The organism is Variovorax sp. 01N425 (assembly GCF_056399465.1).
This window is the reverse complement of sequence record NZ_JBFTRJ010000010.1, coordinates 240649-256694: the sequence shown is the minus strand read 5'-3', so window position 1 is coordinate 256694 and position 16046 is coordinate 240649. Positions and strand designations below refer to the sequence as shown.

13 protein-coding genes are annotated in these 16046 nt (G+C 68.9%); 10 read left to right on the top strand and 3 right to left on the bottom strand.

All coding sequences use genetic code 11. The annotated features are described in order from the left end of the window. Positions 1-39 precede the first annotated feature (39 nt). From AC1DSC_RS19880 to AC1DSC_RS19855, 6 genes are all read left to right on the top strand, one after another. On the top strand, positions 40-2334 hold the full coding sequence (locus tag AC1DSC_RS19880) for an alkaline phosphatase family protein (RefSeq protein ID WP_041945534.1): 2295 nt from the start codon (positions 40-42) through the stop codon (positions 2332-2334). Continuing rightward, entirely contained in the window at positions 2331-3761 is a 1431-nt protein-coding gene (locus AC1DSC_RS19875; RefSeq protein WP_012748677.1) for a cytochrome-c peroxidase, read from the top strand. Before AC1DSC_RS19880 ends, AC1DSC_RS19875 begins: the two co-directional genes overlap by 4 nt. 17 nt (positions 3762-3778) lie before the next feature. After that, complete coding sequence (locus AC1DSC_RS19870) at positions 3779-4387, top strand: hypothetical protein (protein WP_012748678.1); 609 nt, start codon at positions 3779-3781, stop codon at positions 4385-4387. 4 nt (positions 4388-4391) lie between these two features. Further along, complete coding sequence (locus tag AC1DSC_RS19865; RefSeq protein ID WP_012748679.1) at positions 4392-5282, top strand: 2OG-Fe(II) oxygenase; 891 nt, start codon at positions 4392-4394, stop codon at positions 5280-5282. A gap of 98 nt (positions 5283-5380) precedes the next feature. Continuing rightward, positions 5381-5992, top strand: a complete 612-nt coding sequence (locus AC1DSC_RS19860) for a PadR family transcriptional regulator (protein WP_012748680.1) — start codon at positions 5381-5383, stop codon at positions 5990-5992. Between the two features lie 18 nt (positions 5993-6010). Continuing rightward, a complete protein-coding gene (locus AC1DSC_RS19855; RefSeq protein ID WP_012748681.1) occupies positions 6011-6850 on the top strand; it encodes a siderophore-interacting protein in 840 nt (279 codons plus the stop codon). A gap of 139 nt (positions 6851-6989) precedes the next feature. Here the strand turns inward: AC1DSC_RS19855 and corA are convergent, their stop codons facing one another. Beyond that, on the bottom strand, positions 6990-7967 hold the full coding sequence (gene corA / locus AC1DSC_RS19850) for a magnesium/cobalt transporter CorA (protein ID WP_012748682.1): 978 nt from the start codon (positions 7965-7967) through the stop codon (positions 6990-6992). A gap of 36 nt (positions 7968-8003) precedes the next feature. Then, positions 8004-8618 (bottom strand): hypothetical protein, encoded by a 615-nt coding sequence (locus AC1DSC_RS19845; RefSeq protein ID WP_012748683.1) that lies wholly within the window; start codon positions 8616-8618, stop codon positions 8004-8006. A 157-nt stretch (positions 8619-8775) separates the two neighbouring features. Here AC1DSC_RS19845 and mutS point away from each other — a divergent pair, with 157 nt between their 5' ends. Genes mutS through AC1DSC_RS19825 form a run of 4 tightly spaced genes read left to right on the top strand, consistent with a single transcriptional unit; the run spans position 8776 to position 13789 of the window. Further along, positions 8776-11373 (top strand): DNA mismatch repair protein MutS, encoded by a 2598-nt coding sequence (gene mutS, locus AC1DSC_RS19840; protein WP_436288299.1) that lies wholly within the window; start codon positions 8776-8778, stop codon positions 11371-11373. A gap of 27 nt (positions 11374-11400) precedes the next feature. Beyond that, positions 11401-12240, top strand: a complete 840-nt coding sequence (locus tag AC1DSC_RS19835) for a proteasome-type protease (protein WP_012748685.1) — start codon at positions 11401-11403, stop codon at positions 12238-12240. A gap of 17 nt (positions 12241-12257) precedes the next feature. Next, the gene (locus AC1DSC_RS19830) at positions 12258-13067 is read left to right on the top strand and encodes an alpha/beta fold hydrolase (protein WP_012748686.1); all 810 of its coding nucleotides are present in this window, start codon (positions 12258-12260) and stop codon (positions 13065-13067) included. A gap of 14 nt (positions 13068-13081) precedes the next feature. Further along, positions 13082-13789, top strand: coding sequence for a response regulator (locus AC1DSC_RS19825; RefSeq protein ID WP_012748687.1), 708 nt, complete (start codon positions 13082-13084; stop codon positions 13787-13789). 28 nt (positions 13790-13817) lie between these two features. Here the strand turns inward: AC1DSC_RS19825 and AC1DSC_RS19820 are convergent, their stop codons facing one another. Continuing rightward, positions 13818-16046 carry a YadA family autotransporter adhesin gene (locus AC1DSC_RS19820; RefSeq protein WP_012748688.1) on the bottom strand — a complete coding sequence of 743 codons (2229 nt, stop codon included), beginning with the start codon at positions 16044-16046 and terminating at the stop codon, positions 13818-13820.

Sequence of the window (16046 nt, the reverse complement as noted above, 5' to 3'; positions counted from 1 at the left end):
AACGAATTGAAAAAAGCCATTCCAAACATCAGATCCGGCTTGCTGTACCCCACTCTGAGCATGCTCGCAGCCTCGCTGCTGGCCGCGTGCGGAGGCGGCAGCCACGGCGCCGGACCGGCAGCCTTCCTGCCGCCGCCCGCGAACCAGGCCAGCAGCACCACCTTCAGCGGCGTCCTCACGGCCAGCGCCTTCAAGCCCGGCAGCAGCACCGACCCGGTGGTCACGCCGGGCTACTACGCCGGCGCCACCGTCTGCGTGGACAGCAACGGCAACGGCCGCTGCGACAGCGGCGAGCCCGCCGCGGTCACCGATGCCAACGGCAAGTTCAGCCTGTCGCTGTCCGGCGCGTCGGCACTCATTGCCGACATCGGCACCAACGCCAGGAACACCGCGAGCAACACCAACGTGGCCACGCGCGAAGTGCTGCGCGTCATGCTCGACCAAGTGCAGGAACAGGGCACGGCCGTGGTGGTCAGCCCGCTGTCCTCCGAAGTGGCGCGGCTGGTCGAGGCCAACGGCACGAGCTATGCCGCCGAGAAGCAGAACCTGGCCGCGCGCCTGGGCGTGCCTGTCGGTTCCCTGCTCGGCGACGTCAACGCCGCCAGCGGCGCCGTGCAGGCCGCCTTGCTCAATGAAGCCAATGCGCTGAACAACCGCTTCGCCTACGCCACCACCAAGCTCGACCGCGGCGACAAGTTCCCCGACGCGCTGGCCAACCCCGGCGGCGATCCGCGCCTCGCAGGCATGGCCGGCGTGACCGCGGCCACGGCGAGCGTCGCGGACAACCGCAAGCCCATCACCTTCCTGCAATCGCAGCAGGCGGCGTTCAATGTGGAGGGCATTCCGCGCTACGACAACATCTTCATCGTGATGCTCGAGAACAAGGCCACGATGTCGATCCTGAACTCGGCCTATGCGCCCAAGATCAACGGCTACCTGAAGGCCGGCAACCAGCTGGTGAGCTACTACGCCACCGGCAACCCGAGCGAGCCCAACTACACGGCCCTGGGCGGCGCCGACGACTGGGGCATCACGGACGACAGCCAGTGGAACTGCGACGCCACCGGCGCCAACGCCGTGCAGGACCTGCCCGTGCCCGACAACACCCAGCCGGGCCTGGCCAAGTCGCCCTTTGCAGCCACCTGCACGCAGGCCGCCGCGGTGAACCACAACATCGTCGGCAGGCCGAACCTGTTCAATGCGATCACCAATGCCGGCCTGACCTGGCGCACCTACAGCGAATCGATGAACCCGGGCCAGGACTTCCGCACCGACAGCGTGGCCGATGCCGCCGTCACCGCCAAGGACAACGTCTACGCGCCGGGCACGCTGGGCGGCAACACCACGGCCATTGGCGACGCCACGCTCACGCTGCCGCTGCCGGGCGGCCTGTACAAGACCAAGCACCACCCCGGCATGGCCTACCAGAACGTGCGCAGCGCGCCCGAATGGAAGTACAGCAACCGCACCATGGGCGGCGGCCAGTGGGACGCGGCGCTGAAGAACAGCACCGACTACGCCATTCCCGCCAGCTACGACTACGACCAGCTCGGCACCGACCTGGCCAGCGGCAACGTCGGCAACCTGAACTTCCTGGTGCCGGACCAGTGCGACGACATGCACGGCATCAGCGTGAAGGGCGCAGGCGGCGTCGGCACCGCGAGCGACTGCGCCAGCGTGGCCAACAACGTGTCGACCAGCGCCGTCTCGCCGATCATCACGCGCGGCGACAACTACGTCGACTACACGGTCAAGCGCATCCAGGCTTCGCCGCTGTGGCAGAACCCGCAAAAGCGCGTGGCCATCGTGCTGATGTTCGACGAGGGCAGCGCCACCAGCGGCTTCAACTCCTGCTGCGGCTGGAACGTGTCGAACAGCACGGTCGCCAATCCGGTCAAGCAGAACGCGGACGGCAGCTGGTCGGTGGACGCGAGCATCAACAACTACACCAAGGGCAACCGCGGCCACGGCGAGAGCATCTTCGGCATCCTGACCAACCAGGCTGGCGCGCCCAAGGGCGTGTCCGACAGCGATGCCTACAGCCACTTCTCGTTCGTGCGCACGCTGCAGGACATGTTCCAGCTGGCCGACCCGGCGGTCGACGGCACGTACATGAACCGCTCGAAGTACACCGAGGCTTTCATCGCCCAGAACATCGTGAACCTGCCCGAATACGCAGGCAGCGCGGACACGCACTTCGACAGCGTGCGGCCGATCAACCATGCCTTCGTGATTCCGGCGGGCTACACGCAGAAGCAGTCGGGCGACGTGTCGACCACGGCGCAGGTCGGGCCGGACGCCAACCAGCTCAATGTCTGGTCGCTGAAGCAATGAGGCTGCGCCGTTCAGGCCCGAAAGGGCCGGCGGCGGCGGCGCGCGCGGGTCGGCTCGCGCTGGCGGCGCTCGGCGCGGGCGCGTTGCTGGTTGCATGCGGCGGCAGCAACGGCAGCGGCTCTGCCGCCGTGCCGCCGGGTGCGGTTGCGGCCGCCGCGGCTGCCGGTGCCGCAGCGACGCCGCCCGCGCTCTCCAGCACGCTGAGCCTTGCAGCGCAGGTGGGCCAGAAGATGTTCTTCGACAAGAACCTCTCGGGCTCCGGCGCCATGTCCTGCGCAAGCTGCCACGACCCGGCGCATGCGCACGCGCCGGCCAACGGTCTTTCGGTGCAGCTCGGCGGCCCGCACATGGACCGGGCCGGCCTGCGCGCCGTGCCCTCGCTGCGCTACAAGGACGTGACCCCGCCCTACGCCGACCTGCTGGACAACCCCGACGGCGTCAGCGTGCCGGGCCCTGGCGGCGGGCTGGCCTGGGACGGCCGCGCCGACACGCTGGCCGCCCAGGCCCGCATCCCGCTGCTCGACCCGCTCGAGATGGCCAACGCCAGCAGCGCCGACGTGGTGAAGAAGCTCCAGGCCGCCGACTACGCCCCGCTCATTGCCAAGGCCTTCGGTGCCAAGGCCTTCGACGACAGCGACGCGGCCTTCGCCAATGCCCTGCAGGCCTTGCAGGCCTACCAGCTCGAGGACAAGAGCTTTCATCCGTACAGCAGCAAGTTCGACCTGTACGCGGGCAACAAGATCGGCGGTGCGCTCACGCCCGCCGAAGGGCGCGGCCTCAAGGTGTTCACCAATCCGAACACCGGCAACTGCGCCTCGTGCCACTACCAGGGCGCGGGCCTCGGCGGCAGCTCCGCGCTGTTCACCGACTTCTCCTACGAGGCCATCGGCGTGCCGCGCAACGCCGGCATTCCCGCCAACGGCAACCTGCAGTATTTCGACATGGGCGTGTGCGGCCCGATGCGCACCGACCACGCGCCGGCCGCGCCCAGTGCCGCGAACGGCTTCTGCGGCATGTTCAAGGCGCCGACGCTGCGCAACGTGGCAACGCGCACGGCCTTCTTCCACAACGGCGTGATGCATTCGCTGGAACAGGTCGTCCGCTTCTACAACACGCGCGACACGCAGCCCGAGCTCTGGTATCCCACCGTGGGCGGCACGCCGAAGGCGAAGAACGACCCCGGCTTTCCGGCCTACGGCCTCGTCACCACCCAGTACACGGGCGGCAAGGTGCAAAAGTACGACGACCTGCCGGCTGCCTACGCATCGAACATCGACACGCAACTGCCGATGGACGGCCGCGCCGCGGGCTCGGCGCCCCCCATGTCCGAGCAGGACATGGGCGACCTGGTCTGCTTCCTCCACACCCTGAGCGACGCGGACACCCAACCCGCGGCGCCCGCGAAGCCCGGTGCCTGCGCCAACTGATCCCTTCTCCCTCTTCCATGAACAACAACAGAAAAATCCCCACGGCACTGGCTGCGGCCGCGCTCGCCATGCTCGCCGCTTGCGGCCCGCAGCAGCCCCAGGCCAATCTGCAGGACCTGACCGCCGCGATGAACACCTACCTCGCGGCCAAGGGCGACCTGTGCCTGGGCAAGACCCGCTGGCCCATCGACGTGCCGCAGCGCGAAGCCGGCACGCGCGCGCGCAACGCCGTGCAGATGCCGGTGCTGGAGCACCTGGGGCTGGTGAGCGCGTCCACGGCCCAGGTCGGGGAAGCCAGGGAAGGCGAGCAGCCCACCCAGGTCACCGTCACGCGCTATGCGCTGACCGACGAAGGAAAGAAATACTTCCACGCGCGCGAGCCGCAGGGCGATTTCTGCGCCGCCCACCTGACGCTCGACAGGATCGTGGGCTGGGAAGCGGCCAAGGACGCGTCCGCCGTCGCCGTCACCTACACCTACAGGATCGATGCCGCACCGTGGACCGGCGATGCCGACGCGCAGAGGGTCTTTCCGATGGTGGACCGCGTGGTGCGCGGTGCCGGCACGATGCAGCTCAAGCAGAACTTCAGGCGCACGCCCACTGGCTGGGCTGCAGAGGGCATCTGACCCGATGGATGCCGTGCTGCGCTTTTCGCCCGCGCTGAGCGACTGGGTGCTGCACAACCTGCGCCAGGGCTGCACGCCCGCGCAGGTGGTGCAGGCCATGCGCACGCAGGACATGCCGCCTGATGCGGCCAAGGCCATCGTCGACGCCTTCGTGTTCGCGCTGCGCACCGCGGGCCCCTTGCCGACCGATTCGGTCACGGTGGCGCCGGCCTACCGCCACGAAGCATCGCGGCTGCCGCCGGGCGCATCGATCCGCACCGCGGACCGCATTGTGCGCGTGGCGGCGCGCGCGGCGCAGCCGGCCCTCGCGGTGCTGAGCGACGTCTTCAGCGCCGAGGAATGCGAGGCGCTGATCGCACTGGCCCGGCCGCGGCTCGCGCCCTCGACCAGCGTCGATCCGCTGACCGGACGCAACCGCTTGGGGGCACAGCGCAGCAGCCTGGGCATGTTCTTCCGGCTGCGCGAAAACGCCTTCGTCGCGCGGCTCGACGAACGCCTGTCCGAACTCATGAACCTGCCGGTGGAAAACGGCGAAGGCCTGCAGGTGCTGCACTACCCGGCCGGCGCGCAGAGCCTGCCGCACTTCGATTTCCTGGTGCCGTCGAACGCCGCCAACCAGGCCTCGCTGCAACGCAGCGGCCAGCGCGTGAGCACGCTCGTGGCCTACCTCAACGAGGTGGAAGAAGGCGGCGAAACGGTGTTTCCGGAGACGGGGTGGTCGGTGTCGCCGCAACGCGGCGGCGCGGTGTACTTCGAGTACTGCAACAGCCTCGGCCAGGTGGACCACGCATCGCTGCACGCGGGCGCGCCCGTGCTGAGCGGAGAGAAGTGGGTGGCGACCAAATGGATGCGGCAGCGGCGCTTCGTGGCCGCCGCCCAGGCGCCGCGCCCCTGAGGGCAACGCGCCCCTCGGGGCATTCGGATGCGTATCGGTTTGACTTTTATTTAGATATATCTAAAATAAGTCAGATACACATCGAGAAGGCATCGATCATGCGACATTTCCACTTCGGCCACCACCACTCTCACCACTGCCACTCTCCGCGCGGCGAACACGAGGACGGCCTCTCGGGCGGCCGTGGCCGCCACGGCGGCGAAGAGCGCATGCACGGCGGAGGCCGCGGCGGACGCGGCGGCGGACGGGTGTTCGGCCATGGCGGCCTGCGCTTCGTGCTGCTGCAGCTCATCGCCGACAAGCCCGCCCATGGCTACGAGCTCATCAAGGCTATCGAAGACCGCCTGGGCGGCAGCTACGCGCCCAGCCCCGGCGTGGTCTACCCCACCCTCACGCTGCTCGAGGAGATGGGCTACCTGAGCGTGGAGATGGCCGACACCGGCGGGCGCAAGCGCTACAGCATCACCGCCAGCGGCCGGGAATTCCTGGCCGCCAACCGCGACACGGCCGACGCCATGATGGCCCGCATGAGCGGCGGCGTCGACGGCGCCGGTCCGCGCGGCGGCCGCCCGCCGCAGGTCACGCGCGCCATCGAGAACCTCAAGCTCGCGATGCGCATGCGCCTCTCGGGCACCCCCCTCACCGAACAACAAGCCCACGATTTCGCCGCGGTGCTCGACAGCGCCGCTCAACAGCTAGAGCGCATCTGAACTTCTTCTTTTTTTGAAATGACCGACTTCACAACCACTTCTGCTTCCACCACACCCGACCGCACGCCGCAACGCGTGCGCCACGAGCTTCGCTTTCGCCAGCTCACGGTCAAGACCGTGCAGCGCGTGACACCGCACCTGATCCGCATCACGCTGACGGGCGACGACCTCGCGGGCTTCACGAGCCCGGGTTTCGACGACCACGCCAAGATCTTTTTCCCCGATGCCGTGACCGGCCAGCTCACGCTGCCGACCGTGGGGCCCGACGGCCCGGTGTGGCCCGCGAGCGGCCGGCCCACCATGCGCGACTACACGCCGCGCCGTCACGACGCCAGCGCCAACACGCTGGAGCTTGACTTCGCGCTGCACGACGCCGGCCCCGCCACGCAATGGGCCGAGCAGGCCAAGCCCGGCGATGTGCTCGGCGTGGGCGGCCCGCGCGGCTCGTTCATCGTGCCGACGGCCTTCGACTGGCACCTGCTGATCGGCGACGACACCGCCCTGCCCGCCATTGCGCGGCGCCTGGCCGAGCTGCCGGCCAGTGCCCGGGTGGTGGTGCTGGCCGAGGTCGACAGCAAAGCCGACCAGGTTCCGTTCGAGACGAAGGCGCAACTCACGCTGAAGTGGGTGCACCGCAACGGCGCCGAACCGGGCCTGAGCCCGGTGCTGATCGATGCGCTGCGGGCCATGGCGCTGCCGGCCGGCGACTTCCACGCCTGGGTGGGCTGCGAATCGGCGATTGCGAAGGCCTTGCGCGCGCACCTCGTGGGCGAACGCGGCGCCAACCCCAAGTGGATTCGCGCCTCGGGCTACTGGCGGCGCGGTGCGGTGGCCACGCACGATACGCACGACGAGTAAAGCGCCTTGGTATTGCTCCTTCCCCTCCCGGGGGAAGGTTGGGATGGGGGCGAGCGGCACTTGCAAGGCCGCCGATGCTTGATACGCCGCCAGCCCCCACCCCTGCCCTCCCCCGGAAGGGGAGGGAGAAAGAAAAGGCTCAGAGCCAGCCCGCGCGCCTGAACCGGTAGTAGAGATAGCTGCAGGTGGCCGCAATCAGCACCAGCGCCACCGGATACCCATAGCGGAATTTCAGCTCCGGCATGTGCTCGAAGTTCATGCCCCAGATGCCCGCGAACGCGGTGCACACCGCAAAGATGCTGGCCCAGGCAGCCAGCCGCTTGGTGACTTCGCTCTCCTCGATCGTGACCATCGAGAGGTTCACCGAAATGGCCGTGCCGATGGTGTCGCGCATGGCGTCGATCGAGCCGTTGATACGCACCAGGTGGTCGGCCACGTCGCGAAAATATTCCTGCGAACTCATGCAGATCTGCGGCACCCGCCCGCCATGCAGCTTGCCCGCCGCCTCGGCCAGCGGCGCCACCGCGCGCTTGAGGATCATGCTGCGCCGCTTCAGGTCGTACAGCTGCTTGATCTTGTCGCGCGCCGCACCGCCCTGCGTGAAGATCTGCTGCTCGATGGATTCGAGCTCCACCTCGAGCGCATCGATCACCGGAAAGTAGCGGTCGACCACCGCATCCATCAGCGCATACAGCACGAAGCCCGCGCCATTGCGCAGCAGCTCGGGCTCGCGCTCGCAGCGCTCGCGCACGCCCAGGAAGCCCTGCTGGCTGCGGTTGCGCACCGACAGCACGTAGTTCTTGCCGACGAAGACGTCGACCTCGCCCACGTTCACGCAGTGCTCGCCCTCGGCAGAGGGCTCGACCAGGTGCATCACGACGAAGAGCGAATCGCCGTATTCCTCGACCTTGGGCCGCTGGTGGCCGTGCTGGGCGTCTTCCACCGCGAGCGGATGCAGGTTGAACTCCTCCTGCATCTGGGCCAGCTCCTGCGGCGTGGCGTCGCTCAGCGCCACCCAGACGAAGCAGCCGGGCCGGGAGATGTACTCGCTGATGTCCTCGACCGGAATGTCGGCAAGCTTGGCGCCGTTCTCGTAGGCCACGCAGTTGATCAGCATCGGTACTCGTCCATGGTCGGTCTGGAAGGAAGCGGGTCAGGCCACCGCATCCGGATTGGAAGCCGCGGCCAGCTGCGCGGTGGCCGCCAGCGCGGCCTCGATGGCCTCGGTCTCGCGCCTGAGCAGGGCGAGCCCCTTTTCGGCAAGCGCGCTGTGGCTTGCCACGTCGGCCCACAGGCTCGCGGCGGCTTCGGCGCATGTCAATGAGGTGAAGCGGATGCGGCCCTTTGCCAGGTCGGCGAAGCGTTTCTCGCGCAGCGGGTCCGCCCGGTCCCAGGCGCCGCCGATGAGCACGCGCCGGCCGCGCTTGATGCGGGGTTCGCGCTCGGCAAAGAAAGGCAGCCTGGCGGCCACCCAGCCCGGCAGCCCGGAGTCCAGCGCGGTGTCGAAGGCCGTGGGGGCGGTGTGCGTCTTTGCAAAGCCGCGCAAGGTGCCCATCTGGTACAGCACCGGGTCTTTCGCGCCGCCTTCCACCGGCTTGATGATGGATGCGCCATTGCCTGCCCGGCCGTCCGGCCGTTTCGACTTGCGCAGGTCGGCGAGCTGGGCCGGCGGCATGCAGAGGTACAGCGCGGCGAGTTCTGCGGGCACGGTGGCGGTGTCGGGCAGCGCGTCCGCTTCGGGGCCTTTGAATTCATCCGGGTGGACCATGGGCGCCTTGTTTCTTTCGCGCGGGGTTCGCGCCGGCGGATTTTAAAGGTGGGGCGCCGGCCCGGCCGAGGCATTCGCGTCCCCGATAATCGTCCGAGTGAAAACGACGACCGCGCAACCCTCCCCCTCCACCAGCGACTTCTCCGGGCATACGCCCATGATGGCGCAGTACCTGGGCCTCAAGGCGAACCATCCGGACACCCTGCTGTTCTACCGGATGGGCGATTTCTACGAGCTGTTCTGGGCCGACGCCGAAAAGGCCGCGCGCCTGCTCGACATCACGCTCACCCAGCGCGGCCAGTCGGCCGGCCAGCCCGTGGTGATGTGCGGCGTGCCCTTCCATGCGGTCGACACCTATCTTGCGCGGCTCATCAAGCTGGGCGAATCGGTGGCCATCTGCGAGCAGGTGGGCGAAGTCGGCGCGAGCAAGGGCCCGGTCGAGCGCAAGGTGGTGCGGGTGGTCACGCCCGGCACGCTGACCGATTCGGAACTGCTCAACGACAAGAGCGAATCGCTGCTGCTCGCAGTGCATGCGGGCACGCGCAACTTCTGCGGCCTGGCCTGGCTCAGCGTGACCGGCGCGGAGCTGCGGCTGGCCGAATGCCCGGCCGATGCGCTCGAAGCCTGGATCGCGCGCATCGCGCCGAGCGAGCTGCTCTACAGCGCCGAGGTGACGCCGGCCTTCGAGCAGCGCCTGAAGGCCGCGCGCGCGGCCACGCCCTTCACGCTCTCGATCCGCCCCGCGTGGCAGTTCGACGGCGGCCTGGGCGAGCGCAAGCTCAGCGAGCAGATGGGCAGCAACAGCCTCGCGGCCTGGAACGCCGAATCGCTCGCCAACGCGCATGCCGCCGCGGCCGCGCTGCTGGGCTATGCCGAGCACACGCAGGGCCGCGCGCTGTCGCATGTGCAGCGCCTGTCGGTGGAGCGCGACGGCGACCTGGTCGAGTTGCCGCCCACCACGCGGCGCAACCTCGAACTGGTGCAGACATTGCGCGGCGAAGACTCGCCCACGCTGTTCTCGCTGCTCGACACCTGCATGACGGGCATGGGCAGCCGGCTGCTCAAGCGCTGGCTGCTGTCGCCCCGGCGCGACCGCGGCGAGGCGCAGGCCCGGCTCGAAGCCATTGCGGCGCTCCAGTCCACGGTGCTGGGCGGCACCGCCGCGCCCTGGCGCACCTTGCGCGAACAGCTCAAGAACACCAGCGACGTGGAACGCATCGCGGCGCGCATCGCGCTCAGGCAGGTGCGCCCGCGCGAACTGCTCGCGCTGCGCCTCGCGCTTGCAAAGGCCGAGCAGCTGGCCCCGGCGCTTCCGGCGTCCGGCGAACTGCTGGGCGGCATCATCGAACGGCTCGCGCCGCCGTCGGGCTGCGCCGACCTGCTGGCGAGTGCGATCAAGCCCGACCCCTCGGCGCTGGTGCGCGACGGCGGCGTGATCGCCACCGGCCACGACGCCGAACTCGACGAGCTGCGCGCGATCAGCGAGAACTGCGACGATTTTTTGCTGAAGCTCGAAGTCAGCGAACGCGAGCGCACCGGCATCAGCAACCTGCGGGTGCAGTTCAACCGCGTGCACGGCTTCTACATCGAGGTCACGCAAAGCGCGCTCTCCAAGGTGCCCGACAACTACCGCCGCCGCCAGACGCTGAAGAATGCCGAGCGCTTCATCACGCCCGAGCTCAAGGCCTTCGAGGACAAGGCGCTGAGCGCGCAGGACCGGGCCCTTGCCCGTGAGAAGTGGCTCTACGAGCAATTGCTCGACGCGCTGCAGCCCTCGGTGCCCGCGCTCACGCAGCTGGCCGGCGCCATTGCCACGCTCGATGCGCTGTGCGCGCTGGCCGAGCGCTCGCACACGCTGCACTGGCGCGCGCCGAGCTTCGTCTCGCACCCCTGCATCGAGATCCAGCAGGGCCGCCATCCGGTGGTGGAGGCGCGGCTGGCCGAAAAATCGTCGGGCGGCTTCATCGCCAACGACACGCAGCTCGGGCCGCAGCAGCGCATGCAGGTGATCACCGGCCCCAACATGGGCGGTAAGTCAACCTACATGCGGCAGGTGGCGATCATCGTGCTCCTGGCTTCCATCGGCTCGCACGTGCCGGCGGCGGCCTGCCGGCTCGGGCCGATCGACGCCATCCACACCCGCATCGGTGCCGCGGACGACCTGGCCAACGCGCAGTCGACCTTCATGCTCGAGATGACCGAGGCCGCGCAAATTTTGCACAGCGCCACCGCCCAGTCGCTGGTGCTGATGGACGAGATCGGCCGCGGCACCAGCACCTTCGACGGCCTGGCGCTGGCCGCGGGCATCGCGGCCCAGCTGCACGACCGCAGCAAGGCCTTCACGCTCTTTGCCACCCACTACTTCGAGCTGACCGAATTCCCGGCCACGCACCACTGCGCCGTGAACATGCATGTGAGCGCCACCGAGGCGGGCCGCGACATCGTGTTCCTGCACGAAATGCAGCCCGGCCCGGCCAGCAAGAGCTACGGCATCCAGGTGGCGCGGCTCGCCGGCATGCCGGCCGCAGTGGTCAACCACGCGCGGCAGGCGCTCGAGGCGCTCGAGTCGCAACACGCCCAGACGCGCGCGCAGGTCGACCTGTTCGCCCCGCCCCCGGCGGCCGAAACGCCGATGGCCAGCGCCGTAGAATCCGCCCTGGCCGCGCTCGATCCTGATGCGATGACGCCACGGGAGGCGCTCGACGCGCTCTATGCCTTACAAAAACTGAACACGCGCGAACGCGGCGCCGCGTAGCGGGCATCCTTCGTGCGAGATGAAAAAATGACTTATTGCGTAGGCATCAAACTCAACGCCGGCCTGGTGTTTCTCTCCGACTCGCGCACCAATGCGGGCGTGGACCACATCAGCACCTTCCGCAAGATGATCGTCTACGAGCAGCCGGGCGACCGCGTCATGGTGCTGCTGTCCTCGGGCAACCTGAGCATCTCGCAGTCGGTGCGCGAGATCCTGCAGATCGAGGAACTGCGCGAAACGCGCGAAGACGGCTCGCAGGGCGACCCCATCACCATCTGGAACGCCAAGAGCATGTTCGATGCCGCGCGCGTGCTCGGCTCGGCCGTGCGCCACGTGTACGACCGCGACGCCGAGGCGCTCAAGCATGCGGGGCTGGACTTCAACGTGTCCTTCATCTTCGGCGGCCAGGTCAAGGGCGAAGGCATGCGCCTGTTCCTGGTCTATGCGGCCGGCAACTTCATCGAGGCCACCACCGAGACGCCCTACTTCCAGGTGGGCGAGTCGAAGTACGGCAAGCCGGTGCTCGACCGCGTGCTCACACCCGAGACCCCGCTGGACGAAGCCGCCAAGTGCGCGCTGGTGTCGATGGACTCGACCATGAAGTCGAACCTGTCGGTGGGCCTGCCGCTCGACCTGGTGGTGTACGAGGCCAACAAGCTCGAGACCGACCGCGTGATCTGCATCGACGCAGACAACCCCTACTACCGCATGATGCACAACAGCTGGGGCCAGAAGCTGCGCGAGGTGTTCGACAGCATCGAGGACCCGGTGTGGGACGACTCCGCCACCGAGCATCCGCTGAAGATGCCGGCCACGCGGCACAGCCCGTTGCGCAAGATCTCGACGCCCGACGAAAAGCTGATCTGAAGAAGCCGACCGCGGCCATGCCGATGCCTCCCGTCGTGTTCTCGCACGGCAACAGCTTTCCCGCGAGCACCTACCGCGTCGTCCTCGACAGCCTGCGCAGCCGCGGCTTCGAGGTCGATGCCATCGAGAAATTCGGGCACGACCCGAAGTACCCCGTCACCGATAACTGGCCGCACCTGGTGCAGCAGCTGGCCGACTTCGCGCAACGGCACGCCGACCGCGCCGGCGGCCCGGTGTTCCTGGTCGGCCATTCGCTGGGCGGAATCCTGAGCCTGATGTGCGCAGCGCTGCATCCGGCGCTCGCTTGCGGCGTGGTGCTGCTCGACTCGCCGGTCCTCAGCGGCTGGCGCGCGAACACGCTCAATGTCGTCAAGCGCACACCGCTCATGAAGAGCATTTCGCCCGGCGCCATTAGCCGGAAACGCCGCAACAGCTGGGCGCACCGCGAAGCGGTGTTCGAGCATTTCCGCAGCAAGAAGGCCTTTGCCAGGTGGGACGAGCAGGTGCTGCACGACTACATCGACCACGGCACCTTCGCGAGCGAAGACATGAGAGAGCTGAGTTTCGACCGCGACGTGGAAACGGCCATCTACGACACCCTGCCCCACAACCTGGGCGCGCTGCTGCGCCGCCATCCGCTCAAGTGCAAGGCGGCCTTCATCGGCGGGCGCCAGTCCGCCGAGATGAAGCAGGTGGGCATGGCCATGACCCAGAAGGTCACCCGGGGACGCATCGCCATGCTCGACGGCACGCACCTGTTTCCCATGGAAAAGCCGCTGGCCACCGCGGCGGCGGTGGAAGCGGCGCTGCGCAACCTGATGGGCTGATCGCACGGAAACATATGTCCAATTCCAGGCCGGAAGCCGTCGAAGGCGTTTCCTTGAGCCCTTCGCTGGTGGTCGAGGACGACCCCGCGATGCGCGAACGCCTCAGCCACGTGCTGGCCACGCTCAGCCACGCCGCGCCGCAGATCGCCTGGGCCGACAGCATTGCCGCGGCCAAGGAACTGCTCGGCGCGCAGAGCTTCGGCATCGCGCTGGTCGACATCGGACTGCCGGACGGCAGCGGGGTCGAACTGATCGGCTGGATGCAGGCGCAGCATCCCAAGGTGCCCGCGGTGGTGATCTCGGCCTTCCGGACCGAGGACGTCATCTTCGCGGCGCTGCGGGCCGGCGCCATCGGCTACCTGCTGAAGGACCGCGACGATCTCGAACTGGGCATTGCGCTTCGCAGCATCGAGCAGGGGGGCTCGCCGATCGATCCGGCCATTGCGCGCCATATCCTCGGCTGGCTCGCGGCGCAGCAGCCTTCGCCGCCCGCCGTGTCGGCGGCCGATGCACCTGCTGCGCTGCCCGTCGCGCTGACGCCGCGGGAGCGCCGGATCCTCGAACTCGTGGCGCAGGGGCTGAGCAACCGCGACATGGCCGAATCGCTGTCGATCTCCAGGCTGACCGTGGAATGCCACACCAAGAACATCTACCGCAAGCTGGCCGTCAGCTCTCGCACCGAAGCCGTCTACCAGGCCCGAAGGCACGGCTTGCTGGACTGAGGGCACGCGTTCTTCCCTGCTGCACGCCTCACCAGGAATAGCCGGCCTGCACGCGGGCGGCGATGCGGTTGCTGCTGCCGCTGCTGGTGGCGGTGGAAACCCCCAGCCCCAGGTTCAGGTTGTCGTTGACCTGGTAGCCGAAGGCAAAGCCGATGGCCGCTGCGCCGGCGTAGTTGCCCACGGCGGCACCCATCCATTTCTTGCCCGCCGACAGGGCCGGCATCGACGGCATGGCCAGTGCCGAGGCCACGCCCTGCGCGGCAAAGGCGTTCGCCTGGCTGGTCGCGCTGCTCACCGCCTGCTGCAGCTGGTTGACGTTGACGGCATCGGTGCCCAGCACGCCGGGAGCGACATTCGCGATGCCGCGCAACTGCCCGGTGGCCGCGTTGCCCACCGACACGGTGTTGTCGCGGTCCGCCACCGACCCCTGGCCCAACGCCACCGCATTGCTGCCCGAGGCCAGCGTGTTGGCGCCCAGCGCCACCGCGTTGTTGCCGGTGGCCACCGCGTTGTTGCCCACGGCCGTGGCGGGATCGGCCAGCGCCTTGGCGCCGGCGCCGATGGCCACCGAGCCGGCATGGCGGGCCTCGGCGCCGCTGCCCAGCGCGGTGGTGCCCTCGCCATCGGCAATGGCGTTGGTGCCCATGGCCGTGGCACCCGCGCCGGTGGCCTTGCTGCCCGTGCCGCAGGTCACGCTGCCCCCGCTGAAGCTGCACAGGCCGTTGGCAAGGGCCTGGTTCATGACGCTCTGCAGGGCAGTCACCTGCTGCATCGTGAAGCTGTTGGAGGCCGTGACGGCGCCTTGCTCCGCCTGCTGGACCTGCCCGACGTTGGCGGCATCCGTTGCGGCGGTGCCGGCGCGCACGTTGTTGAGCGTGGTTCCCGCGCCGTCGTTGGCGTTCAGGCTGACGCTCGTACCGCCCGGGCCGTACTGGACCGAGTTGTTGGCCACGCCCAGGGCGGTGTTCGCCGTGCCCTGGGCGGCAGCCGCCGCGGTCTGGGCACCGTTGGCCGTGGCCTGAGCAGTGGCCGCATTCGCGAGCGCAGTATTTGCCGTGCCCTGGGCGGCAACGGCCGTGGTCTGCGCGGTGCCTGCGTTGGCGAGCGCGGTATTTGCTGTGCCCTGCGCAGTAGCCGCCGCGGTCTGGGCGCCGTTGGCCGTGGTCTGCGCGGTGGCCGCATTCGCGAGCGCAGTATTTGCCGTGCCCTGGGCGGCAACGGCCGTGGTCTGCGCGGTGCCTGCGTTGGCAAGGGCAGTGTTTGCTGTGCCCTGGGCAGTAGCCGCCGTGGTCTGGGCGCCGTTGGCTGTGGTCTGCGCAGTGGCCGCATTCGCGAGCGCAGTATTTGCCGTGCCTTGAGCGCCAACGGCCGTGGTCTGTGCGGTATTCGCCGTGTCTTGGGCTCGCGTCGCATCAAGTTCAGCAATCATCGCCCGGCCCATTGCGCCGCTCGCAGTTGCTCGAGCCACTTCTGCAGCACTCTGCACGGCGTACAGCTGGCTGCCGTTGACAGCGTCGGTGCTCGTGGAGTTCACCGATCCGGCGCTGACGTTGACCAGGCCGCGCGTCTGGCCGGTGGACCCGAAGGACACCGTGTTGGCCGCCGTGGCGACGGAATTCGCGCCGATGGCCACGCTGCCGCTCGCGCCGCTTTCGACCCGACTGCCCGAGCCGATCGCCACACCGCCTGTCGCAAGCGCCGCCGCGCCCGAAGCGCCACCGTTCGCGCCGCCGATCGCCGTGCTGCCATTGCCGGACGCCACTGCGCCCTGGCTGGTGCCAGAGGCGCTCCCGATGGCGACCGCCGAGTTGCCCGTGGCCTGCGCGCCGCTGCCGCCGGCGCGGCCGGGGAAGCCGCAGCAACCGTCAACGCCAGCGCCGCCAGCGCCGACGGCAATGGCGCCGGAAGACGTGGCCTGGGCGCCGCTTCCCCCTGCCCCGCCCGTGCCGCCCGCCCTACCTTGCCCCGCGGTTCCGCCGCCCCCGATGGCCGTCGAACCATTCGCGGTCGCACTGGCGCCAACGCCGCCCGTTCCACCTGTTCCGCCAGCAGTTCCGTTGCTGCCATCGCCACCCGCGCCGATCGCAGTGGAACCGTCTCCTGAGACCGTAGCCGCACCGCCGCCGGCGCTCGACGACCAGCCGGGTTGGGCGGGGCCTGCGTTGCCCGCGCCACCGGCCGCATAGCCGGCGGCATGTGCGCTTCCCGCGAAAGACAAGGCAATCGCCAGCAGCTGCGCGTGGATCCGGATGGACAT